Source organism: Pacificispira spongiicola (genome assembly GCF_012926505.1).
GTDB classification, from domain to species: Bacteria; Pseudomonadota; Alphaproteobacteria; order UBA8366; family Aestuariispiraceae; genus Pacificispira; species Pacificispira spongiicola.
Genome location: NZ_JABBNT010000003.1, coordinates 253282 through 278450 on the forward strand (window position 1 = coordinate 253282; position 25169 = coordinate 278450).

A 25169-nucleotide genomic window follows, 5' to 3' on the forward strand; every position below is an offset into this window, starting at 1 on the left:
ACGGTCACGCTAGTCCGATTCTAGCCGCCTATAAATGCGGGAATCGTCTTATCTGGTCTGCGCGTGGGTCCAACCGCGTTCAATGGCATGGGCGCAGTCCGACAGGGCCTGCGGCGTGCCGATATGGTACCATTCCCCATCATGGACGAGACCGAACAGGCGGCCTTCTTCCTGCGCCTTGTCGAAGATCACCAGATTGGAAAACGGGCCGTCCGGCGCATCCGCGTACACTTCCGGTTTCATGATCGACACGCCGGCATACATCAACGGCACGACGCGACCTTCGGCGCGGCGCGTGGCACGACCGTCGGCATCCAGGCTGTAATCGCCCGCCCCGTTGTAATCGCCCCAGGCCGCCGCAACCGGATGCAGCAGCAACAGAATATCCATCCGGTCCGGGTCGAAGGCGTTGCGCAACCGATTGACCGCGGGCGTCGGCCCGTCCAGCCAGACCATATCCGCATTGGCGACGAAAAACGGCTCCGCCCCCAACAGGGGCAACGCATTCTTGACCCCACCGCCGGTTTCCAGCAGATCCGCCTCCGGCGACAGGGTGACGTCGGGCATATCCTTGAAATGCTCCGCGATCTGGTCGCCCAGATAGTGGCTGTTGACGACGAAATCGGTAATCCCCCCCGCGCGCAGCCGGTCGAAGGTCCAATCGATCAAGGGACGCCCCAGCATGGGGATCAACGGCTTCGGCGTCGTGTCGGTCAGCGGGCGCATGCGGTTGCCCATCCCGGCGGCCAGCACCATGGCGGTTTTGAGCGGGGCTGCCTTGATGGCGGCGGGCATATCATTCTTGGACATTATCGAATGTTTCCTCACTTAAGATCGTTGGATAAGTGGGGCGGTTCGCGGATGCGATCAACTGTCCTAAAGGTTAAATATCCGTGTCCGATCCCGCCAGGACTTTGGAATCCGAACCGTGGCACGGCGTCCGTCGCCATTATGCGCGATATCGATGCGCAGCGCGTCGGCGGGCAGGTCCCCCCCCAATCTTTCCGGCCATTCGATCAGGCAGGCCGCCATGGCAAATGCCTCATCCAGCCCCAGCTCGAACGCATCCGCCGATGAGTCGAGGCGATACAAATCGACATGCCAGATTTCCAGGTCGTAGGTCTCGTAAGTCTGGATCAAAGTAAAGGTCGGGCTGGGTACCTCCGCCTCCAGATCGCCCAGGCGGGCGCGGATCGCGGCGCGGGACAGGGCGCTTTTGCCCGCGCCCAGATCGCCGTGGAGCGCGACCACGTCGCCCATGCGCAAGGCATGACCGATCGCCGCGCCCAGGCGGTCGGTCGCGGCCGGGTCCGGCAGGTCGATGGAAAGCTCCGTCACTGTCATCGGGTCGGACTTTTCCCGGAAAAATTCGGCGCAAGCGCTTGACGCGCGGGGTTCCCGCTTCTCATATCACCCGTCCGCGCCAAACCCAAGCAACCGTATTCGTGACTACAGGACCGATCCCCATGACCGACGCTTCCTCGACCGCCCCCATCGACACGGATGTCGTGATCGTCGGCGCCGGGCCGATCGGCCTGTTCGCCATCTTCCAGTTGGGCATGCTGAAAATCTGCTGCCACATCGTGGATTCGCTGGAAGAAGTGGGCGGCCAATGCACGGCGCTGTATCCCGAAAAGCCGATTTTCGACATTCCGGCCCATCCCCGTATCGACGGCGCCGCGCTGATCGAGAATCTGGAGACGCAGGCCGCCCCCTTCCATCCGACCTATCACCTGAATCAACAGGTCACCGGCCTGACCCCGCGCCCGGACGGTGGTTTCGATATCGAAACGTCAACCGGCACGCAAATCCGATGCAAGGCCGTGGTGATCGCCGCGGGCGGCGGGGCTTTCGGTCCGAACCGACCGCCGCTGGACGGATTGGCGGATTATGAAGGCCGTTCCGTTTTCTACATGGTGAAGCGGCGGGAGGATTTTCGGGGCAAGCGCATCGTCATTGCGGGCGGCGGCGATTCCGCCGTCGACTGGGCGGTGTCGCTGCCGGAAGTCGCGGACAAGGTCTATGTCGTGCATCGCCGCGACAAGTTCCGCGCCGCGCCGGACATGGTCGACCGCATGGCCGCCTGGGTCGCGGCGGGCAAGCTGGAGCTGGTCACGCCCTGCCAGTTGAGCGGGCTGGACGGCGCGGACGGAAAACTGACCGCCGTGCGCGTGAAGGATTTGGACGGCAACGAACGCGTCCTGGACGCCGATATCCTGCTGCCCTTCTTCGGCTTGGCGGCGAAGCTGGGGCCTATCGAAAACTGGGGCTTCCCGGTCGACAAGCACACGATCCCGGTGGACCGGGCAACCTGCGAAACGCCGTTGCCGGGCGTCTTCGCCATCGGCGATGTGGCGCAATACGAGGGCAAACTGAAGCTGATCCTGCAAGGATTCGCGGATGCCGCCGCCGCCGCCCATAAAATCCACGGCATCGTCTATCCGGACGAGGCGTTGCATTTCGAATATTCGACGACCAAGGGCGTGCCCGGCGAAAAATAGTCCGCCTATTTGCCGAGCAGCCGCTTCGCCTCCGGCACCGCATAATCGAGGACGACCTTCAGCGAGGTCAGCCAAGCGTCCGGGTCATTGTAGCGCCCGGCAAAGGACGCGACGACCAGATCGACCGTCGGCTGGACCGTCAACCGCTGGCCGCCATTCCCGACGGCGACGACGACCGGCGCGTCTTCCGGGCCGACCATGTACCAAAGATATCCGTAGCGAACTTCGTCATTGATCGCGGCACGCGATTGGAACGATTGCCGCAGCCAGTCCGACGGCACGACCTGACGCCCGTCATATTGGCCGTCCTGGGCGACCATCCGGCCGATCTTCGCAAGATCGGGCAAGGTCAGGCGCAAACCGGACGCGGCGGAGGCAATGCCGTCCGCGCCCTTGATCCAGTCGAAATCGACAATGCCCAGCGGGTCGAACAGCCGTTGCTTCGCGAAGGCCTCAAGCGGCATGCCGGTGCCGTCCGCCAACAGCTTCCCGATCAGGGCCACCGCGCCGCCGCTGTATATCCAAGATTTCCCGGGCGCTTCGCGGATCGGCTGTTCCAACACATATCGATAGCGGTCCGGCGCCATTTCCATGGCGACTTCGCTGTTTTCCGGGCCGGTATAGGGAAGGTCTTCATTCCATTCGAGGCCCATCTGCATGGACAGCGCATGAGACACGAGAATGCGGTCCCGATCCGGCCCGTCGCGAAGATCCGCATAATCCGGGAACTGCGCATAAAGCGGCGCGTCGGGCGGCGGGACCAGCCCATCGGCCAGCGCGATACCATAGAGCAGACCGACGACGGACTTCGTGACCGACCGCAGGTCGTGCAATGTATCCGGCCCGTGCTGCCGGTTCCCCAACGCGACGCCCCAGCGCTCGTCCTCGCCCGGGAAATAGACCTCTGCCAGACGCTGGTCGCCGAGATCGACGATCGTGCCATGCAGACCCGGCACCTTACCGGTATCGAAGGCGTCCTGCAGGGCGGCATTCAGGGTGTCTGCCTCGGATTTCATCGCGGGTGTCATCACCGTCAACGCTGCAAGAATCACAAGGGTTGCACTGCCGAAAGGCCAGCGCCGTTTCAGTGTTATCATAGCTTAAACATCCGCCTTCGCGAAGGTGCAGATCAGGCTGTCCGGTTCGTTCCCCGGACGGACATCGACATCCTGTACGGCCAGCAGGGACCGCGCAAGCGTGATGCCGACATCGGTGGAATTGGCGAGGCCGGAATCAATGTCGGGGATACTTTGATTGCCTAGCAAACGGTCGCTCCATGGCGGATCGTCGGGGCGCCGTTTCGGTACCGTAATCTTCAGTGTGACCCGACCGTCCGTATCCGCCCCACTAAGCTCTACGTCGATTTCGGACCCGTTCGGCGCGTAGTGCATGCCGTCGACCAGCATGTTGCGCAGGGCCTGGATCAGGCGGCGCGGATCCGCAGAAACGCCGACCTTCCCATCCGGGCGGCCCAGGCGAATGCTGCTGGGCAGCGGTTTGCGGCGGCCCATCGCCTCAACGGCCTCCAAGAGCGATTCGGCGATATCGACCGGTTGGTTGTCGATTTCCATGAATCCCGCCTGTACCGCCGCAAGGTCGAGAATGTCGCCGATCAATTCCGACAGGGATTGCGCGGCGGAAAAGATATCGGCGACACAAGACGCCTGACTGTCCGACAACGGTCCGAACCGGCCGATCTGCATCAGTTCGGTGAAGCCCAGGATCGCGTTCAAGGGCGTGCGCAATTCGTAGGACACGTTGGCGACGAACCGGCTTTTCAACAGGTCCGCGTTTTCCAGTGCCCGATTTCGTTCGCGCAAGGCCGCTTCGACCCGGGTGGAATCGGTCACGTCGAAATAGAGCACCAGACACTGACTGTCCGGCAACGGCACATAAGCGTAGTCGATAACCCGGTCATTCGCCAAATTCATCCGCCCATGCCGGATTTTCGGTTCGGAAACGGAATGAACCAAACGACGCTTCAAGGTCGGCCAATCGTCGGTTTCCGGCAGGACGGGCCGTGCGGCCTCCGTCACCTCCGACACATGCGGTTCCGTCGCCAACCAGGACGGGTTCAGATTGAACAGATCGGCATAGACATTGTTGAACAGCTTCAGCCGCCCGTCCCGGCCGAAAACGCAGACCCCTTCGAATAGGGAGTTCAGCGTCGACCGCTGCACCGCCGACAGCGTGTTATGGGAACTTTCCAGCGCCAGCCGGTCGGTCACGTCCTCATACTGAAAGATCAGCCCGCCCAGCGGATGCGGCGAGCAGATCGCCTGTAACGTCCGGCCATCCGGCAGATGCAGCAGGTCGTCCTTCGCCTCGATCAAATCCGTGAAGCGGCGTTCCATGCCGCGCTTGAAGGCCGGAAAGTCCGACGTTTCAGGCAGCAGACGCAATTCACGCTGATATTCCAACAAGGTCCCGATCGCCGGTTGGTCCTCAAGGAAATCGGGCGGCATACGCCATAGATCCGCATAGGCGCGGTTGAAGAACATCAAACGCTTGTCCGGGCCGAAGATGACGATGGCCGAATTCAGCCGTTCCAGCACCTGATCCTGGATCGAGATATGCTCCGCCAATGTCATCTGCAGGGTTTCCAGCGGCGTCATGTCCCGTGCATGGCCGACCAGCAGCCCCGGATATTTTTCCAACGGGGATTCGGTGATATCCAGCGCCAGCCGGTTCCCCTCGATCACCGCGTGGCGGCTTTCGGTCTGGGCCATGCCGGTGCGGGCGACCAGGCGCGCCAAATCCTTGCTGCGGTCGGTCATCGTCCGTTTGGCCGATGTCAGACCCTCATCGCCGCCTTCCGACGACCCGATCATCAGACGATAGGCGGAATTGTTCCCTTTCAACGCCAGCGTTTTGGCGTCCCGCCACCAGACGGGCAGCGGCAGGGCGTCAACCACGGCGCGCAATTCGCCCAATTCCGTTTCGCGTTCGGAATATTGTTCGGCGAGCCACGCCGACGCGCTTTCATCGCGCAGCCACAGGACCGCCCGTCCGGCAATCGTGCGTCCCGACACCGCGATCACCCGGACATCCGAATACGTATCGACCGTCAGGTCGAAATCCCGCCCCTCCCCGGTCAGGGCCGACAGGGACTCCCGGAAGGCGTCGCGCAGGCTGGGCGCGACGATGCCGATCAGGTCAGCGTCCGTCACGATGTCGATCGGGCGAGAGAATAGCAGGCGTTGGGCAAGGGTATTCGCCTCCCAACCGGTTTCCGTCTGCCGGATCATGCCGATCGGCCCTTCCAGCATCAGGGCCTTGGCCGCGTCGGTCCGGGCTTCCTCCCGCTTCAGCCGGTGGCGGAAATACAGGATGATTGGCATCGCCCCGGCAAAGGCCGCCAAAACACCGATCAGTAGGATACCCTCGAATTCCATCCTCGTCCCCCACACCCCCGTGCCCGACGGAATGCGTCGGACTGGACGGAGTAGCGGCAGGATACGTCCATTCGGGCAAAAACGAAAAGGGCGGCCCCGCAAGAAGATGCGAGGCCGCCCCAATTCTTCGAACCGTCAAACGAGACGGTTCGGCAGGATCAGTAGCGATAGGTTTCCGGCTTGAACGGACCTTCCACCGCGACGCCGATATAGTCGGCCTGCTCCTTGGACAGTTTGGTCAGCATGGCGCCGACCTTCGCAAGATGCAGGGCCGCAACCTTTTCATCCAAATGCTTCGGCAGGACATAGACCTGATTGTCGTAGTTTTCGGCGTGATTCCAAAGCTCGATCTGCGCCAGAACCTGGTTGGAGAAGGACGCGCTCATCACGAAGCTGGGGTGGCCGGTGGCGCAACCCAGGTTCACGAGACGGCCTTCGGCCAGCACGATCAGCTTCTTGCCGTCCGGGAATTCGACCAGATCGACCTGCGGCTTCACATTGTCCCACTTGTAATTGCGCAGGGCACCGATCTGAATTTCGCTGTCGAAGTGACCGATGTTGCAGACGATGGCGCGGTCTTTCATCGCACGCATATGGTCCAGCGTGATGACGTCGACATTGCCGGTGCAGGTGACGAAAATGTCGCCGCGCGGCGCGGCGTCTTCCATCGTGACGACTTCATAACCTTCCATCGCGGCCTGCAGCGCGCAGATCGGGTCGGCTTCCGTCACCATGACGCGGCAACCGGAATTGCGCAGGCTTTCCGCCGACCCCTTGCCGACATCGCCGAACCCGGCGACGACTGCGACCTTACCGGCCATCATGACGTCGGTGGCGCGGCGGATGGCGTCGACCAGGCTTTCGCGGCAGCCATACTTGTTGTCGAATTTCGACTTGGTGACGCTGTCGTTCACGTTGATCGCCGGAACTTTCAGCGTGCCCTTCTTCGCCATTTCATACAGGCGGTGCACGCCGGTCGTGGTTTCTTCCGACAGGCCACGCACGGCATCCAGCAGTTCCGGACGGTTTTCGTGCATGCGCACCGTCAGATCGCCGCCGTCGTCCAGGATCATGTTCGGGACCCAGCCGTTCGGACCTTCGATCGTCTGGTCGATCGCCCACCAGAATTCTTCTTCCGACATGCCCTTCCAGGCGAATACCGGCACGCCCGTCGCCGCGATGGCGGCAGCGGCCTGATCCTGGGTGGAGAAGATGTTGCAGGACGACCAGCGAACTTCCGCGCCCAGTGCCGTCAGCGTTTCGATCAGCACCGCCGTCTGAATCGTCATGTGCAGGCAGCCCGCGATGCGCGCGCCCTTCAGGGGCTGGCTGGCGCCGTATTCGTCGCGCAGGGCCATCAGGCCGGGCATTTCGATTTCGGCGAGTTCGATTTCCTTGCGGCCCCAATCCGCCAAAGAGATGTCTTTGACTTTGAAGTCTTCGGCCATTGTCGTTCCTTTTCGGTGCTGTTCCGTACGGTTTTGCGCCTGCTTCGGGCGCCGGCGGCCGTCAGGCGGCCATGATCGCGATATCGTGCGGGCATATAGCAGGCACGACCGCAGGCGACAAGGTCCCGGCTGATGTCAAAACAGGAAAAGCCGCCCTCTTTTCGGATGATTTTCCTACAAGAACTTGCGTATACCATCGAATTTACTATCGACATAAAGCGCAAATCACCACAAATAGTATGGAGATTGGGTTCGAGGCGACTCAACGCCGTATGTTGTGTGCCTCGCGAATTAACAAATTTTTGAGGGGCGGATATGAAACGCCTTCTAACGACCAGCGTATCGATTTTAGGACTTGCCGGTATGGCCGGCATGGGCCTTGCCGTCGGCGGCGGTATCTTCGGCGCGACCAGCGAAACGGCCCAGGCGCGGGAGCCGGCCTATTACATCGGCGTCGGCGCGGGCTACAACTTGTCGCACGATCAGGACCTGGACGTTCCGCATACCAACCAGACGATCGAAACCGATCCCGGACCCGGCGCGCTGGTTACCGGCGGTTACAAGTTTAAGGGCGGTTGGCGCACCGAACTGGAAGGCGGCTATCGCAATACGGAAGTCGGCGGATTGAGCGGCGGCGCGGGTAACGGCGAAGTTGATACCTGGACGCTCATCGTCAACGGCCTGTACGATTTCGACACCGGAACCAACGCAACCCCGTATCTTGGGGTCGGTGCCGGTGTCGCAATGCTGGATTTCGACGGTGTCTCACCGATCACATCCGGCGCGGGCGCCACGTCGTTGAACAGCACCGCCGATCCGAATTTGGCCGTCCAGGCGATCGCGGGCGTTTCCTTTGAGCTGTCGCGCGGCGTCGAATTGACCGGCCAGTACAACTTCCTGGCCGTGCCGGAAGTCGAGGCCGATACCGCAAACGGCGTCCGGACACGCTCGGAATTATACGATCACTTGGTGACGGTAGGCCTGCGCTATTCCTTCCCGACGCGCAATCCGCGGATGGAAGAAGAGCCGGAACCCATGCCCGCGCAGTCCGTCGTCGAACCGGAACCGGCACCGATGGTCGCGGCCGAACCGGAACAGGTTGCCGAAACGCCGCCGCCACCTCCGCCTCCGCCGCCCCCTCCGCCGCCGCCCGCGGAACCGGAGATCACGCGGAACTTCATCGTCTATTTCGACTGGGACAAGTCGGACCTGACGCCCGCGACGGAAGCCATCCTGCGGCAGGCCGCCGGTTACGCCGAACAGGGTAAGGTCGCGCGCATCATTCTGACGGGGCATACCGACACGTCGGGGCCTGACGGTTACAATATGACGCTGTCGCAGAAACGCGCGGACCGGGTTCAGGAAATGCTGATCCAACTGGGTCAGCCCGTGTCGGGGATCGTGACCTTCGCGCGCGGCGAAAGCGAGCCGCTGGTTGATACCCAGGACGGGGTGCGCGAACCCAAGAACCGTCGCGTGGAAATCGTTCTCGAATAAGCCTCGCGCGCCCCGGTCGGGGGTGCGGGCTTGACGGACGAGACCGTTCCGCGCAGGACTTTCCTCATGACACGACTGGCGGCGTCCCATCTGACCTGTCTGCGCGGGGCGCGGCTGGTATTCGAAGATCTCGGTTTCGACTTGGCCGGGGGCGGCGCCCTGTTGCTGACCGGCCCGAACGGCAGCGGCAAATCCAGTCTGATGCGTGTCTTGGCGGGCTTGCTGGAACCTTTCGACGGGTCCGTCGATCTGGACGGAACAGCCGCCTATATCGGCCATCACGATCCGGTCAAGCCAACGCTGACCGTCCGGGAAAGTCTCGACTTCTGGGCCGCCCTCTATGGCGCGGACGCGTCGGACGTCGATGCGGCCCTGGACCAATTGGCCCTGACCGATCTGGCCCCGATCCAGGGACGTTTGCTGTCGTCCGGACAGCGGCGGCGTCTGACCCTGGGGCGTTTGCTGGTCCAGGGCGCGGAAATCTGGCTGATGGACGAACCGACGGTCGGTCTGGACACCGCCGCCGTGAAACGGGTCGAATCCCTGGTCGCCGCTCATCGCGCCGCGGGCGGTATCGTCGTCCTGTCCACCCATATCGAATTCGCGCTGCCGGGCGCGCAGACCCTGGATCTGGGCGATTTCGCGCCCGGTCGCGCCGTTGACCGGGCGGGAGAGGCGGCATGACCGCCTTCCTAGCCGTCCTGACACGCGATTTGCGGCTCGCCCTGCGCCAAAGCGCCGATCTGGCCCTGGTGCTGGGTTTCTTCGTCATCGCCGCGTCGCTGTTTCCCTTCGGTGTCGGCCCATCGCCGGAAATCCTGGCCCGCATCGCGCCCGGCGTGATTTGGGTCCTGGCGCTGCTGGCCGTGATGCTGTCCCTCGATCGGCTGTTTCAACAGGATCTCGCCGACGGCAGCCTGGAACAGCTCGCGCTCGCGCCGGTCCCGCTCAGCATCACCATATTGGCGAAGGTCGCCGCCCATTGGCTGACCACCGGCCTGCCGTTGATCGCCGTCGCGCCTGTCATCGGCATCCTGTTGAACCTGCCGCCCGACGGCTATGTCACGCTGTTGGTCGGCTTGGCGCTGGGCACGCCGACCTTGAGCCTGATCGGCGCTGTGGGGGCTGGATTGACACTGGGGGCGCGGCGCGCGGGCCTTTTGATCGCGCTGCTGGTACTGCCGCTGTATATCCCGATCCTGATTTTCGGCGTGACGGCGGTCGACGCCGTCTTGACCGGATTCGACGCGCGGGCGCATTTCCTGTATTTGGCGGCGATCCTGGCGGCGGCGATACCGTTGGCCCCGCTGGCCGCCGCCGCGGCGGTGCGACATGGTGTCGAGGGTTAGAGGGATTCCAATTTTTCGGGATGCGATAACCGCCCTGAACGTGTAACACAGTCCCGCAATAGATAGCAGGAACACGATACGTATGCATCGTTTCGCCAATCCAAGCCGGTTCATGCGCGTGGCGGACGCGCTGCTGCCCTGGATGATCGCGCTCTGTCTGCCGCTCTTCGCCGCCGGTCTCTATTACGGTCTGTACCAGTCCCCGGCGGATTTTCAGCAGTCGGAGACGGTTCGGGTCATGTATATCCACGTCCCGACGGCCTTTCTGGCGCAGGCGGCCTATGTCGTCATGGCGCTGGGCAGCGCCAGCTTTCTGATCTGGAAACATCCCTTGGGCGACCTGATCGCCCGGTCCGCGGCCCCGGTCGGTGCGGTGTTCTGTTTCGTCTGTCTGGTGACCGGGTCGCTGTGGGGCAAGCCGACCTGGGGCACCTATTGGGTCTGGGACGCGCGCCTGACCTCCATGCTGATCCTGCAATTCCTGTTTTTCGGCTATTTGGCGCTGGCCAACGCCTTCGACGATCCGGCGCGCGGCGACAAGCCCGCCGCGATCCTGGCCGTGGTCGGAATCGTCAATATTCCGATCATCAAATTCTCCGTCTATTTCTTCAACACGCTGCATCAGCAGTCGACCTTGTTCGGCGATTTGATGGGTGGATCGGGGGATGCGGCAAAAAGTGTCAACCAGCCGGATATCGCCGCCGCCGCCGCCGAGCAGGGGTCCGCGCTTGCCCCGGAAATGCTGTTGCCGTTGATGCTGATGTTCGGCGCTTTTTCGCTGTTTTTCCTGATTTTGCTGGTGCTGCGCCTGCGCGGGGAATGGGCGTCCGTTCGCTTGCGGGCCTTGCGCGCCGGTTTCCGGCCCGCGCCGGAGGAGGTTTAGGCGATGTTCGATAGTTTCGACGCCTTCCTTTCAATGGGCGGCTACGCTTCCTATGTCTGGCCTTCCTACGGGATTTGCTTCGGGCTGCTGGCCCTGTTGACGGTTCAGTCGATCCTGGTTTGGAAACGGCGGCAGCGCGAATTGTCCCTGTTGCAGGGCGGCCGGGCTCGTCGTCGTGACAAAGAACCCCGTCGGCACGATAAAGAACAAGGTTCGGGAAAAAGCCGGACACCCAGCGGGGAGGAGGAAAACGCATGACAGCACTGGGCGACAACCGTTCGTCAGGACGCCGCCGTTCTCCCGCCGCGCGGCGCAAACGCACGCGTCTGTTCCTGGTCCTGGGCGGTCTGGTCTTCCTGGGCGCGGCGGTCGTGCTGTCGCTGTTCGCCCTGCGCGAAAATGTGAACTATTTCTTCGGCCCGACGGAAGTCGCCGACGGCAAGGTGCCGGACGGCGCGAAATTCCGCATCGGCGGGCTGGTCGAAATCGGTAGCTGCCGGATTCTGGGCGACGGCGTGACGCGTGAATTCACCGTGACCGACGGCGCGGCATCCGTGCGCGTGACCTATGAAGGATTGCTGCCCAGCCTGTTCCGCGACGGGCAGGGCGTCGTCGCGCTGGGCCGGTTGGATATGCAGAATGTCTTCATCGCCGAGGAAGTCCTGGCGAAGCATGACGAAACCTATATGCCAACGGAAGCGGTGGAGGCGATGAAACGCGCCGGCACCTGGCAGGAAGGCGAGCCCGACGGCGGGGCCAAAACGGTCACGGGTGCGGGCACGACCGACCCCTGCAAGGCACTGTAAAACAGCCTTACTTAAGGAAGATAGCCGGTCATGATGGCGGAACTCGGACATTACGCACTTGCCCTCGCGCTTGGCGTCGCGCTGATCCAGGCGATCGTGCCGATGGTCGGGGCCGCGCGCGGCGACCGGCGTTGGATGGCCGTCGCACCGTCGGCAGCGTTGACGCAGTTCGGCCTGCTGCTGTTCGCCTTCCTGGCGCTGATGCAGGCCTATGTCACCTCCGACTTTTCCGTCCTGAACGTCGCCGCCAATTCGCATTCGCTGAAGCCGATGCTCTACAAGATTTCCGGCGTCTGGGGAAACCACGAAGGATCCCTTCTACTGTGGGTCAGCGTCATGGCGCTGTTCGGCAGTCTGGTCGCCGTCTTCGGGCGAAACCTGCCGCCGGGTCTGAAGGCCCGCACGCTGGCAATTCAGGGGCTGATCGCGTCGGGCTTCCTGCTGTTCATGCTGTTCACGTCGAATCCGTTTGACCGCCTGTTCCCGGCGCCGCTGGAAGGCAACGATCTGAACCCGCTGCTGCAGGACCCCGGCTTGGCCTTCCACCCGCCGATGCTTTATGTCGGCTATGTCGGGCTATCCATCGTCTTTTCCTTCGCCTGCGCCGCGCTGATCGAAGGCAAGGTGGATGCCGCCTGGGCACGCTGGGTGCGGCCCTGGACCCTGCTGGCCTGGGCCTTCCTGACGGCGGGGATCGCGCTGGGTAGTTGGTGGGCCTATTACGAATTGGGCTGGGGCGGCTTCTGGTATTGGGACCCGGTGGAAAACGCCAGTTTCATGCCCTGGCTGGTCGCCACGGCCCTGCTGCATTCCGCCATCGTCGTGGAAAAACGCGATACGCTGAAAAGCTGGACCATCCTGTTGGCGATCATCGGTTTCTCGCTCAGCCTCATCGGCACCTTCCTGGTGCGATCGGGGGTTCTCACCTCCGTCCACGCCTTCGCCAGCGACCCGGAACGCGGTGTCTTCATCCTGCTGCTGCTCTGCGTATCGATCGGCGGGTCCTTCGCGCTCTATGCCTGGCGCGCACCGTCCCTGGCGGGCGGCGGCTTGTTTCGGCCGATCAGCCGGGAAGGCGCGTTGGTGCTGAACAATCTACTGCTGACCACGGCGTCTGCGACGGTGCTGCTGGGCACACTGTATCCGCTGCTGCTGGAAATCGTGACGGGCGACAAGATTTCCGTCGGCCCGCCCTTCTTCAACGCGACCTTCGTGCCGATCATGGTGCCGCTGTTCGTGGCGCTGGGCGTCGGGCCCTTCCTGCCGTGGAAGCGGGCCGACCTCTCGCCGGTGCTGCGCCTTCTGACCGTCGCCTTCGTCTTCGCCGTGGCCGTAACGGCGGCGGCGGCACTGGTCGTCTGGGGCAAGGCGGCCTATGCCCTGATCGGAATCGCGGTCGCGGCGTGGCTGGCGGCGGCGACGGTCACCGAAATCATCCGCAAGGCGAAGCCGACCGCCTCCGTCACCTGGGGGCAGGCCGTCCGACGCTTGGGCAATCTGCCACGCGCCGCCTGGGGCATGAGCGCGGCGCATCTGGGTGTCGCGGTCGTCGTCGCGGGTGCGACCGGCGCATCGCTGCTGACCGAAGAACGGATCGAGGCGGTGCGCATCGGCGAGACCGTGCCGGTCGCCGGGTTCGAATTCGTCCTGACCGATGTCCATACCGCGCCGGGCCCGAATTACGAGGCGACCCAGGGCGTGTTCCATGTCGCGCCGACCGGGCTGACCCTGGTCGCGGAAAACCGCAAATTCTTCTCCAACGGTCAGGTCACGACCGAGGCCGCGATCGAATCGACCCTGTGGTACGATCTCTATGCCGTGCTGGGCGATCCGGCGGGGGACGGGCGCTATACCGTCCGGCTGTATTTCAAACCGCTGGTGCCGTGGCTGTGGATCGGGTCCACGCTGATGGTACTGGGCGGATTCCTGTCGCTGAGCGACCGGCGCCTGCGCGTCGGCGCGCCACGCCGCAGTGCCGCCCCGGCGCAAGCGCAGCCCGCGGAATAGGGGTTAGAGCATGACCGACACCGCCTCCCCGAAACCGACATCCGGCCGCCGCTGGCTGTTCGCCGCCCTGCCGCTGGTGCTGTTCGCCGCTCTGGCGGGTGCGTTTTTCTATCAATTGCGGTACGGCACGGACCCGAAACTGATCCCGTCGGCCCTGATCGGCGACCCGGTGCCGCAGACGGTGCTGGAACCGCTGAAAAGCGACAAGCCGGGCTTCGGTCCGGATGATTTCGGCCCCGGTAGCGCAAACGGACAGCCGATCCTGGTCAATGTCTTTGCCAGCTGGTGCGTTCCCTGCCGGGTGGAACACCCGATCATTTCCGCCCTGGCGCGCGAACGCGGGATTCCCGTCTATGGCCTGAACAGCAAGGACAAGCGGGAAGACGCGATTCGTTGGCTAAACGAGTTGGGCGATCCCTATACCCGGATCGGCTATGACCCGCTGGGCCGCGCCGGGATCGACTGGGGCGTTTACGGTTATCCCGAAACCTTCCTGGTCAGCCCGAAGGGCGAGGTCGTCTATAAATATGTCGGCCCGATCACGCCGCAGGTCCTGGAACGCGAATTCCTGCCGCGCCTGGATGCCTTTGCCGAGGGCGCGCAATGATCCGGTTCACTGCTGCTGTAACGGGTCTGATCCTCCTGGCCTTGACCGGCCCCGCCCAGGCCGTACTGCCGGACGAAAAACTGTCCGACCCGGCGCTGGAGGCACGGGCCCGCGTCATTTCCCAAGATATCCGCTGTCTGGTCTGTCAAAATCAATCGATCGACGATTCCAACGCCGATCTGGCCCGCGACCTGCGCATCATCGTGCGCGAACGCCTGCTGGCCGGGGACACGAACCAGGAAGTGAAGGACTATCTGACCGCGCGGTATGGCGATTATGTCCTGTTGTCGCCGCCAATGAATTTGGAAACCGTGTTGTTATGGTCCGGTCCCTTCGTGCTGGTGGCCATCGGTCTGATATCCATCGGCCTGTGGTATCGCGGCCGCCGCGCCCAAATGGCGGAAGCGGGCGGTACGCTGACCGACGACGAACGCCGCCGGATCGAAACCCTGCTGTCGCAAGCGGGTGGTGACGACGACGGAAACAACCGGACTTCCGGCGACGAGGGCCGCGCATCATGATGTTTTGGGTGTTTTCCGCCGCCGTGACGGTTCTGGTGGCAGCCGTCCTGCTGCGCCCGTTGCTGCGCGCCGACAAAACCGACAACGCCCCGCCCAGCGCCGCGGATTACGACGTGTCGGTCTTCTCCTCGCAATTGCGGGAGGTCGAGTCCGACCTGGAACGCGGCCGCATCACACCGGAAGAGGCGGAGGCGAGCCGGGTCGAGATCGGACGGCGCCTACTCGCCGCCGACAAACGCGCCGCGGCCGCTTCCCGCCGCAGCGGATTCGGCGCGACGGGCCGGGCGATTGCCGGGGTCAGCGTTATCGGCGGGTTGGCCCTTGCCGTCGCGATCTATCTGGATGTCGGGTCGCCGTCGCGCCCGGACATGCCGCTGGCCCTGCGCGGTGCGGAACTGGAACGCGCCGCCGCAGGCGATGCCGCCGCCCAACAGGCAACGGGCGATCTGGACGGCATGGCGGACCGCCTGCGCGCGCGTCTGGAGGCCGGGCAGGGCACGGCGGAGGACTGGACCCTTCTGGCCCGCACCGAAATGATGCGCGGACGCTACAATGACGCCGCCGCCGCCTATGTCGAGGCATTGAAGGAAATCCCCGACGATCCCGGTCTGAACGCCGCCTATGGCGAAGCGCTGGTCTTCGCGGCGGACGGCGCGGTGGACGACGGGGCGGCGAATGTCTTCCGTCATGTCCTGGACCTCGCGCCCGACGATCCGCGCGCACGTTTCTATCTGGGTGAATACGCCTTGCAGAACGGCCGGGATGCGGAAGCCCTGGACGCCTGGATCGCGATGATCGACACGGCGGACCCCGGCGCGTCCTGGATCCCGGCGGTACGTCAGCGGATCGAAGCGGTCGCGGGCGAATTGGGCATCGATGTTTCCGACCGCCTGCCCGATATCGCCGCCTCGCCCGGACCATCGACGGCGGATATCGCTGCCGCGCAGGACATGTCGCCGGAGGACCGGCAGGCCATGGTCAGGGGCATGGTCGACGGATTGGCCGCCCGTCTGGCGGACGATCCGTCCGATTTCGACGGCTGGATGCGCCTGATCCGCGCACGCATAGTGCTTAACGAGCCGGAAGCCGCGCAACAGGCGCTGGATCAAGCCGCCGCGCAGTTTTCGAATGCGCCGTTCCCGTTGCGGCAACTGGCGTCGCTGGCCGACGAATTGGGCCTAACCGTCCCGGCGGCAGCCGCCGATGTGCCGCGCGGACCGTCCTCCGCCGATGTCGAGGCCGCGCAGAACCTGACCGACGACGAACGCCGGGATATGATCGCCGGGATGGTCGGCACCCTGGCCGCGCGCCTGGAAGAGAATCCGAACGACCTGCAAGGCTGGACCATGTTGGGGCGGTCCTATGTCGTGCTCGGCCGCCTGGACGAGGCGGCGCAGGCCTATGCGACGGCAAGCGATCTTGCCCCGGACGATGTCGGGCTGCTGATAGACCGGGCGCGCCTGTTGCGCCAGATCGCCGGGGATAGGCAGACGGATGAGACCGTGGCCTTGATGCGCCGGGTCCTGGAACACGATCCGGAGAATGTGGAGGCGCTGTGGTTCCTGGGGCTCGACACCTACCGCGCCGGGGAGCGGGAGGCTGCTCGCACCCTGTTCGACCGCGCGATCGGGGCCTTGCCGGAGGGCTCCGCCGAGCGGGCGGCCTTGACGGATGAGATTAACCGTCTCTTTACGGAATAACGTGTAATCTGGCCGTTCGTGTCCATAGGGCCTAAAGTCCTGTGACGTAGTTTGCGGTAATAAGAGGAACGCCATGTCCAGTTTCCGATCTTCCCGGCCCTTTCGAATCGAACGGCTTTCCGGCGCTCCCGAACCGTCAAATCCGCGCCCCGCGACGAGAAAAGCGCCCGTCGCGCCTTCCCCGAGCGCCGACCTGGCGGAATTGCGAAGCGCGATCGAGGCGATGCATGCCGATATTCGCGCCTTGAAGGGCGGCGACGGGTCTGCGGCGGCTCCACCGCCGGTATCCGGGGTCGATCCCGAAGTGTTCCGTCAGCAGATCGTCGAAGCCGAACGCCTGAAAGCGGACCTACAGGAACTGTCCGACGCGATCGAGCGCACGAAACAGGAAATTGCATCCCTGCGCAGCGCGGATCGGGGGTCGGATAAGCTGGCCTCCGCGTCGGAAGCCCTGCGCGCCGTGGTCGGCGATACGGAAACCGCGACCGACGGCATCATCAACGCCGCAGAGGCGATCGAGGAAGTCGCCGGCCGCCTAAGGGCGCAGGTTTCCGGGGATGAGGCCCTTGGCATGATCGACGACCTGTTCGAACATTCCACGGGCATTTTCGAACACTGCAACTTCCAGGACATCACCGGTCAGCGCATCACCAAGGTGGTGAATACGATGGAATTCATCGATGAACGCGTCCGGAAGATGATGGAAATCTGGGGCGGCGACAATGCCTTCGCCGGTGTCGTCGGGACGGAACAAGCCCTTCCGGCCCATGGCGAAGAGCTGCACGGCCCGGCGATGGACGGCGACGCGTCCATCGGTCAGGACGAAATCGACGCCCTGTTCGATTAAAGCCTGTTCGATTAAGACCTTTTCGACGGATTCGGCTTCGTTGATTTCCGGCTTATTGCGGCGGCACGTAATATTGCATACCGAACCAGCGCCAGCGGCCGTTGCGCGTCGGCATGGTGCAGTTGATCCGCGTTCGACCGGGGGCAAAGGCGGAATCGAAACGCACCTCCACCCGGTTGCCCAGCTTTTCCATCTGCGTGATCGAACTGGCATCCGAATGATAGCAGTTCAACCCGTCCAACCCTTCCGTGACGCCGTCGACGGTGAAGCCGAAGGCGGGCGGATTGCCGGTTCCCTGAACCGGTAGCAGCGGATCGCGCGGCGTCAGGCCCGATACCGGCAGGGCCATGGTATTCACCAGACGTTTGAACCGGTCCACGCCGCCGTAATGCACATTGATCGGGAAGCGTGGCAGATAGAATAGGGCCGATGTCGTATTGGCCGTGCCCGAATGCTGTCCGAACCCCGCGACATAACCCGCTTCCTTCGCCAAACCCATGACGTCGAGGCTGGCCTCCCCATAGGGATAGGCGAACAGGGTCGGCCGCGCGCCAAGGTGTTCCTGCAGGATATCGGCGGACCGGGTCAGTTCGGTGCGGTTCCGTTCGCTGCTCATCCGCGGCATATGCGGATGGGTCACGGCCTGGCTGCCTATGGTCACGCCCGCATCGGACAGTTCGCGGATATTGTCCCAGGTCATATAGCCTTCGATACCCCGATCCACCGGATCGGTCGCCACAAACAGGGTGAAGGGCAGCCCCTTTTCCTTCAGCACCGGCCACGCTTTTTCGTAAACGGAGGCATAGGCATCATCGACCGTGATCGCCACCGCCCGGTCCGGCAACGGGGTTCCGGTATTCAACGCCGCCACGATTTCCGGCAGCGGCAGAACCTCGTACCCACCGTTGGTCAGTTCTTCGACATGGGCCAGGAACTGATCCATATCGACACTGGTGCTGGGATATTCCGTTTCACCGAAGCGATGGTACATCAGAACCACCGCCGAGGTCGGTTCGGCCCGGGCATGCGCCGCCATTCCAAACCCAGACGCGGTCAGGAGGAACACGGCGATCATTCGATAAAGGCTGCGACGGGTCATGGTGTCCTCTATCCGTAATGAACCGACATACGGTTTGATGTGCAGTGCAGCGTACCTGCCGTTGGTGCCCTGTAACAATCCGAAATTCGCCCGAGCCGGGCTGCAGGCGCTTGCAAAGCCCCGTTCGCGAGGCCAGTTTGCCGAAGAATCAACGGGAACACAGTATCATGATCGTTCTGGGACTCGATTGCGCGGGCGCCGCCTGTTCCGCCGCCATTATCGATGGCGACACGATCCGCGCCCGTTATCAGGAAGAAATGCAACGCGGTCAGGCGGAGCGTATCGTTCCGATGATCGCGGATTGCCTGCACGACGCCGGGCTGAATGTCGCCGCCCTGGACGGCATCGCCGTGACGGTCGGCCCCGGCGCGTTTACCGGCGTGCGTATCGGTATTGCCGCTGCCCAGGGTCTGTCCCGCGCGGCGGATATTCCCCTGATCGGTGTGACCGTGACCGAATGCCTCGCCGCGGCGATCCCGGCGGATACCGACCGCCCCCTTGCCGTCGTCATCGATAGCCGCCGGGCCGATCCGTTTATCGAAATCTTTCAGGCGCGCGACATGACCTGGATTGGCGACGGGGCGCGGGCCGTCGCCGCAACGGTTGACGCGCTGAGTGCCGAAATCCCGGAAAATGCGGTGCTGATCGGGGATTATGCAGACAGACTGCGGGACCTGATCGGACGGGGGACAGTGCTGTCCGCCCTTCCCTATCCGGACCCGGCTGCGGTCGCCCGGCTGGGCCGCGACCGGCTGCGCGTCGGAACCGGCAAGCCCGCGGTACCGCTTTATTTGCGCGCACCGGACGTCTCCGCCCCGTCCCGCGACAAGGCGCGTCGCCCGATGGGACCCACCCCGCCATGACCGACGACATCGTTGTCCATCCGATCGGGGTGGAGGCCTTCGCCCTCATCGCGGCGCTCTATGCGCGCAGTTTCGACGATCCCTGGCCGGAACCGTCGGTGCGGGAATTGATGTCGACGCCCGGAACCTGGGGCCTGATCGCCGAGCGGGGCGGGCAGCCGGTCGGGTTCTTGCTGGGCCGTGTGATCGTCGACGAAGGGGAAATCCTGTCCGTCGGTGTCGATCCAACGGCACGGCGGGCAGGCGTTGGACGCGCCCTGGTCTCCGCCTGCATGCAGGTTGCCCAAAGCCAGGAGGCGGCAACCCTTTTCCTGGAAGTCGGTGAAGACAATCCGGCGGCCCAAGAATTGTACCGCGCGCTTGGTTTCAAAACCGTGGGGATGCGGCGTGAGTATTATCGTAGGGCAGATGGAACTTTGGTCGATGCTTCGATCATGAAAGTGAAACTTCAAACGCCTTAAAAATCCGACCAATAGTCGCAAGACAAGGCTGTTTTTTGAATCAGTTTGATTTCACCCTATTATTTTGTTGCAATATTTACCCGCGATTTGCTAGGTCACGGTTTGTATCGTGAAGTTTCCGGCCAATATAAAGGAAATCGTTCACGATGCCCTCTAGATGCGATTACCGATGTCGGAAAACGGAAACCGTCCGAACGCAATATTCCCGATCGGTCGTCAGGAAAAAGAAAGGTCACCCTAATGGTGGATACGCCAGAAACCGAAATTTCGTCGTCGGAACTGCTGCAACTCACGTCCGAAATCGTTGCGGCGCATGTTTCGAACAATTCGGTGCCGTCCCAGGAACTGTCCAGCCTGATTGAACAGGTCTACCGGACGCTGGAACAAGTCGGTAAAGGCGCGGAACCCGCCGAGGACAAGCCGATCCCGGCTGTCCCGGTGAAAAAATCGATCCACCCGGATTATCTGGTGTGCCTGGAAGACGGCAAGAAGCTGAAAATGCTGAAGCGCCACCTGAAAACGGCCTATGATCTGACCCCGGAAGAATACCGCGACCGCTGGGGCCTGCCGTCGGACTATCCGATGGTCGCGCCGAATTACGCAAAGCAGCGTTCCGAACTGGCGAAGGATATCGGCCTGGGCCGCCGCGCCGGAAAACGCAAGTAACCGACCGCATCCGACTCTATTCGGTGCGACGGGCGAAATATTCGGAAGTCGCGAAAGGGGGGCCTGAAAACGGCTCCCTTTTTTCATGGCGGCGTGGGGCATGGTCCCGACGATACTTGTTTGATCCCATCGCCGGTGAAGGGTAATCTTGCCGCAGCGATCGGGGGCTAGCGAAAATCGCCGACGCCGAAACAGTTGGCGCGGTTACTTTGGATGGACGGAGGGCGATAGGGGTATGACGGACGAAACCGATCCGCAGCGCATCGAAAAGCAGTGCACCGAAAAGGGACTGAAGATGACCGAACAACGGCGGGTCATCGCCCGGGTTCTGTCCGAAAGCACCGACCATCCCGATGTCGAACAGCTGCATCAGCGCGCGACGGAGGTCGACCCTAAAATCAGCATCGCCACGGTCTACCGGACCGTCCGGCTGCTGGAAGAGGCCGACATCCTGACCCGTCACGATTTCGGCGACGGCCGCGCGCGGTATGAGGAGGTATCGGAAACTCATCACGACCACCTGATCGATATCGATTCCGGTGAAGTCGTCGAATTCCGCAACGAAGCGATCGAAAAATTGCAGGACGAGGTTGCCGCCGCATTGGGCTACCGTCTGGTGGATCATCGCCTCGAACTGTTTGGCGTACGCTTGGACAAGAAGGGCAAGAAGGCCGTATCGTGAGCGACAAGGACCGGTTGAACGCAGCGCTGGCGCAGCTGACCAGCAATAATCTCGGCATTCGGCTGGCGGACGGCGACCCGGCCCTGATTGAGGCCTCCCAGGCCCTTCGATATCGCGTTTTCTATGAAGAAATGACCGCCAAACCGTCGGCGGAAATGGCCGCGACCAAGCGCGATTTCGACGATTTCGACGCGGTCGCGGATCACCTGCTGGTGGTCGATCGCGATCGCGGCGACGGACCGGAATCCGTGGTCGGTACCTATCGTCTGGTCCGCCGGGAAGCGGCCGCGAAGCACGGACGCTTCTACAGCGTCGACGAATACGACATTTCCGCCATCGAAGGACGCCCCGGCGAGGTCTTGGAGCTGGGTCGGTCCTGTGTCGACGAAGCCTATCGCACGCGCCATGTCATGGAACTTCTGTGGCGAGGCATCGCGGCTTACGTTTTTCATTACGATATCGAACTGATGTTCGGTTGCGCCAGTTTCCCGGGCACCGACCCGGAGGCTTTGGCCCTGCCGCTGAGCTATCTCTACCATTTCCATCTGGCGCCGGAGGAAAAGCGGCCCGTGGCCCTGCCCGAACGCTATATCGATATGAACCGGATGGAAAAGGACACGATCGAACCCCGTAAGGGGCTCGCCGCCGTCCCGCCGCTGATCAAGGGCTATCTGCGCCTCGGCGGCTATATCGGCGACGGTGCCGTGGTCGACCCGCAATTCGATACGACCGACGTCTGTATCGTGGTCGAAACCGGTATGGTGACGGACCGCTATTACAAACATTATTCCCGAAAGGCCGGCGAAGGGTCGGGCGAGGATTGATCCCGGTATTCCGGATCGGATCGCCGAAAGCCTGCTCGCCGTTGAGGGTATGGGGCCGATGATGGACTCGGGACAAGACGCTAAAACCGGGCGGGCGGTGCTCCCTGGGCCGGTCGCCGGCCCGGTTTCCGGCGATGTACCGACGGGAACGTCGTTGCAACGTCCGGGTCATCCGCCGCTCAGCGAGGACGGCCGCGCGGAAGTCCGTCCATCGCGGATGCTCGGCTGGTGGCGCGTGCTCACGATCACCGTTTGGACGTTTTACATGATCCTGCGGTATCTGCCCAAGATCTTCCCGACACGGGGCCTGCCGCCCCATATCACCATGCGCTGGCATCGCCGAGTCCTGAAACTCGCCGGGATCGATGTGGAACTGACGGGCCTGCCCGTGCTGGACCGGCCGGTCCTGATGGTCGCCAACCATGCCTCCTATATCGACATCATCGCGCTGGGCGCCCATCTGCCCTGTTCCTTCGTCGCCAAGACGGAGGTGAAATCCTGGCCCGTCTTCGGTTGGATGGCGGTGCAGCAGCGCACCGTCTTTGTCGACCGCGACCCGCGCAAGGCCGCTCCGCAACTGGAAAACATGAAACAACGCCTGGCGGAAGGCGGCTGCCTTGTCCTGTTCCCGGAAGGGACCAGCACGGAAGGCGGGCGTGTCCTGCCCTTCAAAAGTTCGCTGTTTCAGGCGGCGTCCATCGATTTTCCCGGCAGCGGCCAGATCGAGGTACAGCCCGTTTCCATCAGCTATTCACGCATGGACGGCATGCCGCTGGGCCGCGCTTTCCGACCGTTTTTTACCTGGTTCGGGGATATGGAACTGGCCCCGCATCTGATCGACTGGCTGGGGCTGGGCAAGCTGGGCATCGATATCGTCTTTCACGAACCGATCCGGTTGGAGGAGGCGGGCGGACGCAAGGCCCTGGCCCGTCTGACCCATCAGGCGACCGCCGACGGCCTGCAATCCGCCCTGAAAGGGGAACCACGGGCGCAAAGCATCTCGCCACGCCTGCTGGAAGGCGCGAAGGAAGGTTAAGCCTCTCCGCCTTCCAATCGCCGGAAACAGCGCAGAATCCAGTCCGACGCCGCGCGAATGGCTGTATTCCGGGCGAGATTCGGATGAATGCTGACCCAATAGTCCGCCTGTAACGCTTCAATCGGCGCCGTCAGTCGAATTAACGACGCATACCGATCCCCCAAAAAACAGGGCAGGACCGTGATACCCGCGCCCGTCGCGGCGGCGGCGGCCAGCAGATCGCTGGTCATCAGACGCGCGGCGGGCGCGCGATCGCGCATCTGGGTCCGCAGCCAGCGCATGGTGATGTAATGCTCCTGCTCCTCCACGAATCCCAGCCAGGGCAAAGCGACGAGGTCCGACGGGTCGAAGGGCAGGCTGCGCCCCTCGGCGGTATCGGGTGTTCCGTAGACCGCGCTGCGCACCGACCCGACACGGCGGATCACGCCCTCGCCCTCCGTCGGCATTGCGTGTTGAACGATGATTTCCGGTGTACGCACGGTGGACGGCGTCAGCGCCCCGCTAACCAGCAGTTCGATCCTGGGCCCGTCCGGCATCAGGTCCATCCCGCGGGCCAATACGGCGGCGGCGGTTTCGCCCGCGCCGATCCGCACCGTTTCGGAAAGATGCGAGACGAGACCCAACGACCGTTGTTCCACGCGCAAGGCGGCGGTTTCCACCATGCGCGCCTCCGGCAGCAATTCCGCCCCCGCCGGGGTCAGGCGATGCCCTTCCCGGCTACGGTCGAACAGGGGGATGCCCAAATCGGCTTCCAGGTTCTGGATGTGGCGCGACACCGTCGGTTGCGCAATGCCCAATGCGTCGGCGGCCTGTCGCAGGCTACCGGTCTGGGCGACGGCAAGGAAGGCGCGTAGATCGGACCAGTTCATGATACATTTTTGTATCATATGATAGATATTCCTGGAATTTTTTTGTGCTTTACACCGTGCCATCCTGCCTGCGCATCACGGAAAGGGCGGCATAGATGAAAAAGGGCATTCTGGTAACGGCGGGGGCGATCGCATCCTGGGCTTTGTTGAGCGTGGTCGGCCGCATCCTGCTGCTGCGCCTTCCCATCGATCCTTGGGCATTCAGTTTCATCCAGCTCTGCACCGGGGGCGCGGCGCTTGTGGTCGCCTCCATGCTCTTCGCCGCACCGCGCGCATCGTTCCGCTTTCAGCGTTTCGCCCGCCCAACGACCTGGATTCTCGGGGTGTTGCGGGTCGCGTCCGCCGCGATCTACACAACCGTGCTTGGCTGGTTGAGCGTATTGGAGACCGGAACCATCGGGGCGGTCAGTGTGCCCCTGGCCGCACTTGGCGTCTGGATCGTCTTCCGCCGCCGACCATCACGGGGCGAAGGATGGGGACATCTCGTCATCCTGGGCGCCTCCGGTTTTCTATTGACCGGACTCGAAGATCCGCTGCAGCCCATCGTCGCGGGATTGATGGGGCTGAATGCCCTCGCCACCGTCGGTATTGCGCTTCTGGTGGAACGGCATCCGGACAATCTGTCGGACGAACCGGGCGCGCGATTGCAATTCACCGGCACCGTCTTGATGGTAACCGCAGCATTTTTCCTGGCCCTGCGGGCGGTTCAGGCCCCGGCTTCGGAAACCGCCGATTGGGATTGGCAGTTGATCGCCGTCAGCGCGGTATTCGGCATCGTCTTGCGCGCGCCATCCACAGTTCTGGCCTTCTGGTCGATCCGGCTGGCCGGGACGCAGAACTACGCCGCCGCGATCGCTTTCCTACCGCTGATCGGCATGGGGTTCGAGGAATCCGCCGTCGCCATAGGCTTGATCGATGTCTCCCGGTTCGACCCCGGCACGCTGTTGATCGCGCTGATCGTCCTTGCCGGGACCGGCGCCGTCATCGCCACGCGTTTGCACACCAAGCGAGGAGCCGCTGAATAAACAAAACCCCCCGGACCGGGGTCCGAGGGGTTTGTTTCGGCGTCGATACAGACCCTAACAGGCCTAATCGGCAGACCTGATCG

At 63.1% G+C, this 25169-nt stretch carries 26 protein-coding genes; 19 read left to right on the forward strand and 7 right to left on the reverse strand.

Features of this window, described 5'->3' with window-relative positions:
- Positions 1–48 precede the first annotated feature (48 nt).
- Together HH303_RS10650 and tsaE are read right to left on the reverse strand one after the other, a co-directional pair.
- Positions 49–810 carry a nucleotidyltransferase family protein gene (locus tag HH303_RS10650; protein WP_227421714.1) on the reverse strand — a complete coding sequence of 254 codons (762 nt, stop codon included), beginning with the start codon at positions 808–810 and terminating at the stop codon, positions 49–51.
- Positions 811–876: 66 nt separating this feature from the next.
- Positions 877–1344, reverse strand: a complete 468-nt coding sequence (gene tsaE / locus HH303_RS10655; RefSeq protein WP_227421715.1) for a tRNA (adenosine(37)-N6)-threonylcarbamoyltransferase complex ATPase subunit type 1 TsaE — start codon at positions 1342–1344, stop codon at positions 877–879.
- 122 nt (positions 1345–1466) lie between these two features.
- Here tsaE and HH303_RS10660 point away from each other — a divergent pair, with 122 nt between their 5' ends.
- On the forward strand, positions 1467–2501 hold the full coding sequence (locus HH303_RS10660) for an NAD(P)/FAD-dependent oxidoreductase (protein WP_169625322.1): 1035 nt from the start codon (positions 1467–1469) through the stop codon (positions 2499–2501).
- 5 nt (positions 2502–2506) lie between these two features.
- Here the strand turns inward: HH303_RS10660 and HH303_RS10665 are convergent, their stop codons facing one another.
- The 3 genes from HH303_RS10665 to ahcY all read right to left on the reverse strand — a co-directional run bounded on the left by HH303_RS10665 (position 2507) and on the right by ahcY (position 7344).
- Positions 2507–3517 carry a serine hydrolase domain-containing protein gene (locus HH303_RS10665; RefSeq protein WP_169625323.1) on the reverse strand — a complete coding sequence of 337 codons (1011 nt, stop codon included), beginning with the start codon at positions 3515–3517 and terminating at the stop codon, positions 2507–2509.
- 84 nt (positions 3518–3601) lie between these two features.
- Positions 3602–5896, reverse strand: coding sequence for a sensor histidine kinase (locus HH303_RS10670; RefSeq protein WP_169625324.1), 2295 nt, complete (start codon positions 5894–5896; stop codon positions 3602–3604).
- Positions 5897–6054: 158 nt separating this feature from the next.
- Positions 6055–7344 carry an adenosylhomocysteinase gene (ahcY, locus tag HH303_RS10675; protein ID WP_169625325.1) on the reverse strand — a complete coding sequence of 430 codons (1290 nt, stop codon included), beginning with the start codon at positions 7342–7344 and terminating at the stop codon, positions 6055–6057.
- Between the two features lie 315 nt (positions 7345–7659).
- Here ahcY and HH303_RS10680 point away from each other — a divergent pair, with 315 nt between their 5' ends.
- The 11 genes from HH303_RS10680 to HH303_RS10730 all read left to right on the forward strand — a co-directional run bounded on the left by HH303_RS10680 (position 7660) and on the right by HH303_RS10730 (position 17561).
- Positions 7660–8841: an OmpA family protein gene (locus tag HH303_RS10680; RefSeq protein WP_169625326.1), complete on the forward strand. Its 1182-nt coding sequence runs from the start codon at positions 7660–7662 to the stop codon at positions 8839–8841.
- A gap of 66 nt (positions 8842–8907) precedes the next feature.
- Positions 8908–9525, forward strand: coding sequence for a heme ABC exporter ATP-binding protein CcmA (gene ccmA / locus HH303_RS10685; RefSeq protein WP_169625327.1), 618 nt, complete (start codon positions 8908–8910; stop codon positions 9523–9525).
- Positions 9522–10190: a heme exporter protein CcmB gene (gene ccmB / locus HH303_RS10690; protein ID WP_169625328.1), complete on the forward strand. Its 669-nt coding sequence runs from the start codon at positions 9522–9524 to the stop codon at positions 10188–10190. Before ccmA ends, ccmB begins: the two co-directional genes overlap by 4 nt.
- A gap of 82 nt (positions 10191–10272) precedes the next feature.
- Entirely contained in the window at positions 10273–11073 is an 801-nt protein-coding gene (locus HH303_RS10695) for a heme ABC transporter permease (RefSeq protein WP_169625329.1), read from the forward strand.
- Positions 11074–11076: 3 nt separating this feature from the next.
- Positions 11077–11331 (forward strand): heme exporter protein CcmD, encoded by a 255-nt coding sequence (ccmD, locus tag HH303_RS10700; RefSeq protein WP_169625330.1) that lies wholly within the window; start codon positions 11077–11079, stop codon positions 11329–11331.
- The gene (gene ccmE / locus HH303_RS10705) at positions 11328–11879 is read left to right on the forward strand and encodes a cytochrome c maturation protein CcmE (protein ID WP_169625331.1); all 552 of its coding nucleotides are present in this window, start codon (positions 11328–11330) and stop codon (positions 11877–11879) included. The genes ccmD and ccmE overlap by 4 nt, the downstream gene beginning before the upstream one ends.
- Before the next feature lie 30 nt (positions 11880–11909).
- Positions 11910–13886, forward strand: a complete 1977-nt coding sequence (locus HH303_RS10710; RefSeq protein WP_169625332.1) for a heme lyase CcmF/NrfE family subunit — start codon at positions 11910–11912, stop codon at positions 13884–13886.
- A 10-nt stretch (positions 13887–13896) separates the two neighbouring features.
- Positions 13897–14493 (forward strand): DsbE family thiol:disulfide interchange protein, encoded by a 597-nt coding sequence (locus HH303_RS10715; RefSeq protein ID WP_169625333.1) that lies wholly within the window; start codon positions 13897–13899, stop codon positions 14491–14493.
- Entirely contained in the window at positions 14490–15014 is a 525-nt protein-coding gene (locus HH303_RS10720) for a cytochrome c-type biogenesis protein (protein WP_169625334.1), read from the forward strand. The genes HH303_RS10715 and HH303_RS10720 overlap by 4 nt, the downstream gene beginning before the upstream one ends.
- The gene (ccmI, locus tag HH303_RS10725; RefSeq protein ID WP_169625335.1) at positions 15011–16714 is read left to right on the forward strand and encodes a c-type cytochrome biogenesis protein CcmI; all 1704 of its coding nucleotides are present in this window, start codon (positions 15011–15013) and stop codon (positions 16712–16714) included. Before HH303_RS10720 ends, ccmI begins: the two co-directional genes overlap by 4 nt.
- A 73-nt stretch (positions 16715–16787) precedes the next feature.
- Entirely contained in the window at positions 16788–17561 is a 774-nt protein-coding gene (locus tag HH303_RS10730) for a chemotaxis protein (RefSeq protein WP_169625336.1), read from the forward strand.
- Between the two features lie 52 nt (positions 17562–17613).
- On the opposite strand, the gene HH303_RS10735 is transcribed toward HH303_RS10730, so the two are convergent.
- Entirely contained in the window at positions 17614–18660 is a 1047-nt protein-coding gene (locus HH303_RS10735; protein ID WP_169625337.1) for a polysaccharide deacetylase family protein, read from the reverse strand.
- A 167-nt stretch (positions 18661–18827) separates the two neighbouring features.
- On the opposite strand from HH303_RS10735, the gene tsaB reads away from it, so the two are divergent.
- The 6 genes from tsaB to HH303_RS10765 all read left to right on the forward strand — a co-directional run bounded on the left by tsaB (position 18828) and on the right by HH303_RS10765 (position 23192).
- On the forward strand, positions 18828–19523 hold the full coding sequence (tsaB, locus tag HH303_RS10740; protein WP_169625338.1) for a tRNA (adenosine(37)-N6)-threonylcarbamoyltransferase complex dimerization subunit type 1 TsaB: 696 nt from the start codon (positions 18828–18830) through the stop codon (positions 19521–19523).
- A complete protein-coding gene (gene rimI, locus HH303_RS10745) occupies positions 19520–19984 on the forward strand; it encodes a ribosomal protein S18-alanine N-acetyltransferase (RefSeq protein WP_169625339.1) in 465 nt (154 codons plus the stop codon). Before tsaB ends, rimI begins: the two co-directional genes overlap by 4 nt.
- 240 nt (positions 19985–20224) lie before the next feature.
- A complete protein-coding gene (locus HH303_RS10750; protein WP_169625340.1) occupies positions 20225–20650 on the forward strand; it encodes a MucR family transcriptional regulator in 426 nt (141 codons plus the stop codon).
- Between the two features lie 235 nt (positions 20651–20885).
- A complete protein-coding gene (locus HH303_RS10755) occupies positions 20886–21332 on the forward strand; it encodes a Fur family transcriptional regulator (protein WP_169625341.1) in 447 nt (148 codons plus the stop codon).
- Positions 21329–22156, forward strand: coding sequence for a GNAT family N-acetyltransferase (locus tag HH303_RS10760; protein ID WP_319637382.1), 828 nt, complete (start codon positions 21329–21331; stop codon positions 22154–22156). Before HH303_RS10755 ends, HH303_RS10760 begins: the two co-directional genes overlap by 4 nt.
- Before the next feature lie 58 nt (positions 22157–22214).
- The gene (locus tag HH303_RS10765) at positions 22215–23192 is read left to right on the forward strand and encodes a lysophospholipid acyltransferase family protein (protein ID WP_169625342.1); all 978 of its coding nucleotides are present in this window, start codon (positions 22215–22217) and stop codon (positions 23190–23192) included.
- On the opposite strand, the gene HH303_RS10770 is transcribed toward HH303_RS10765, so the two are convergent.
- The gene (locus HH303_RS10770; RefSeq protein ID WP_169625343.1) at positions 23189–24079 is read right to left on the reverse strand and encodes a LysR family transcriptional regulator; all 891 of its coding nucleotides are present in this window, start codon (positions 24077–24079) and stop codon (positions 23189–23191) included. The genes HH303_RS10765 and HH303_RS10770 overlap by 4 nt on opposite strands.
- Before the next feature lie 77 nt (positions 24080–24156).
- Between HH303_RS10770 and HH303_RS10775 the strand changes: the two genes are divergently transcribed.
- A complete protein-coding gene (locus HH303_RS10775; RefSeq protein ID WP_169625344.1) occupies positions 24157–25086 on the forward strand; it encodes a hypothetical protein in 930 nt (309 codons plus the stop codon).
- Positions 25087–25169: the final 83 nt, after the last annotated feature.

Bases quoted from the DNA above. Each gene is read 5' to 3' on its own strand.
- HH303_RS10650 (WP_227421714.1), bottom strand. From the start codon at position 810: ATGTCCAAGAATGATATGCCCGCCGCCATCAAGGCAGCCCCGCTCAAA.
- tsaE (WP_227421715.1), bottom strand. From the start codon at position 1,344: ATGACAGTGACGGAGCTTTCCATCGACCTGCCGGACCCGGCCGCGACC.
- HH303_RS10660 (WP_169625322.1), top strand. From the start codon at position 1,467: ATGACCGACGCTTCCTCGACCGCCCCCATCGACACGGATGTCGTGATC.
- HH303_RS10665 (WP_169625323.1), bottom strand. From the start codon at position 3,517: ATGAAATCCGAGGCAGACACCCTGAATGCCGCCCTGCAGGACGCCTTC.
- HH303_RS10670 (WP_169625324.1), bottom strand. From the start codon at position 5,896: ATGGAATTCGAGGGTATCCTACTGATCGGTGTTTTGGCGGCCTTTGCC.
- ahcY (WP_169625325.1), bottom strand. From the start codon at position 7,344: ATGGCCGAAGACTTCAAAGTCAAAGACATCTCTTTGGCGGATTGGGGC.
- HH303_RS10680 (WP_169625326.1), top strand. From the start codon at position 7,660: ATGAAACGCCTTCTAACGACCAGCGTATCGATTTTAGGACTTGCCGGT.
- ccmA (WP_169625327.1), top strand. From the start codon at position 8,908: ATGACACGACTGGCGGCGTCCCATCTGACCTGTCTGCGCGGGGCGCGG.
- ccmB (WP_169625328.1), top strand. From the start codon at position 9,522: ATGACCGCCTTCCTAGCCGTCCTGACACGCGATTTGCGGCTCGCCCTG.
- HH303_RS10695 (WP_169625329.1), top strand. From the start codon at position 10,273: ATGCATCGTTTCGCCAATCCAAGCCGGTTCATGCGCGTGGCGGACGCG.
- ccmD (WP_169625330.1), top strand. From the start codon at position 11,077: ATGTTCGATAGTTTCGACGCCTTCCTTTCAATGGGCGGCTACGCTTCC.
- ccmE (WP_169625331.1), top strand. From the start codon at position 11,328: ATGACAGCACTGGGCGACAACCGTTCGTCAGGACGCCGCCGTTCTCCC.
- HH303_RS10710 (WP_169625332.1), top strand. From the start codon at position 11,910: ATGATGGCGGAACTCGGACATTACGCACTTGCCCTCGCGCTTGGCGTC.
- HH303_RS10715 (WP_169625333.1), top strand. From the start codon at position 13,897: ATGACCGACACCGCCTCCCCGAAACCGACATCCGGCCGCCGCTGGCTG.
- HH303_RS10720 (WP_169625334.1), top strand. From the start codon at position 14,490: ATGATCCGGTTCACTGCTGCTGTAACGGGTCTGATCCTCCTGGCCTTG.
- ccmI (WP_169625335.1), top strand. From the start codon at position 15,011: ATGATGTTTTGGGTGTTTTCCGCCGCCGTGACGGTTCTGGTGGCAGCC.
- HH303_RS10730 (WP_169625336.1), top strand. From the start codon at position 16,788: ATGTCCAGTTTCCGATCTTCCCGGCCCTTTCGAATCGAACGGCTTTCC.
- HH303_RS10735 (WP_169625337.1), bottom strand. From the start codon at position 18,660: ATGACCCGTCGCAGCCTTTATCGAATGATCGCCGTGTTCCTCCTGACC.
- tsaB (WP_169625338.1), top strand. From the start codon at position 18,828: ATGATCGTTCTGGGACTCGATTGCGCGGGCGCCGCCTGTTCCGCCGCC.
- rimI (WP_169625339.1), top strand. From the start codon at position 19,520: ATGACCGACGACATCGTTGTCCATCCGATCGGGGTGGAGGCCTTCGCC.
- HH303_RS10750 (WP_169625340.1), top strand. From the start codon at position 20,225: ATGGTGGATACGCCAGAAACCGAAATTTCGTCGTCGGAACTGCTGCAA.
- HH303_RS10755 (WP_169625341.1), top strand. From the start codon at position 20,886: ATGACGGACGAAACCGATCCGCAGCGCATCGAAAAGCAGTGCACCGAA.
- HH303_RS10765 (WP_169625342.1), top strand. From the start codon at position 22,215: ATGATGGACTCGGGACAAGACGCTAAAACCGGGCGGGCGGTGCTCCCT.
- HH303_RS10770 (WP_169625343.1), bottom strand. From the start codon at position 24,079: ATGATACAAAAATGTATCATGAACTGGTCCGATCTACGCGCCTTCCTT.
- HH303_RS10775 (WP_169625344.1), top strand. From the start codon at position 24,157: ATGAAAAAGGGCATTCTGGTAACGGCGGGGGCGATCGCATCCTGGGCT.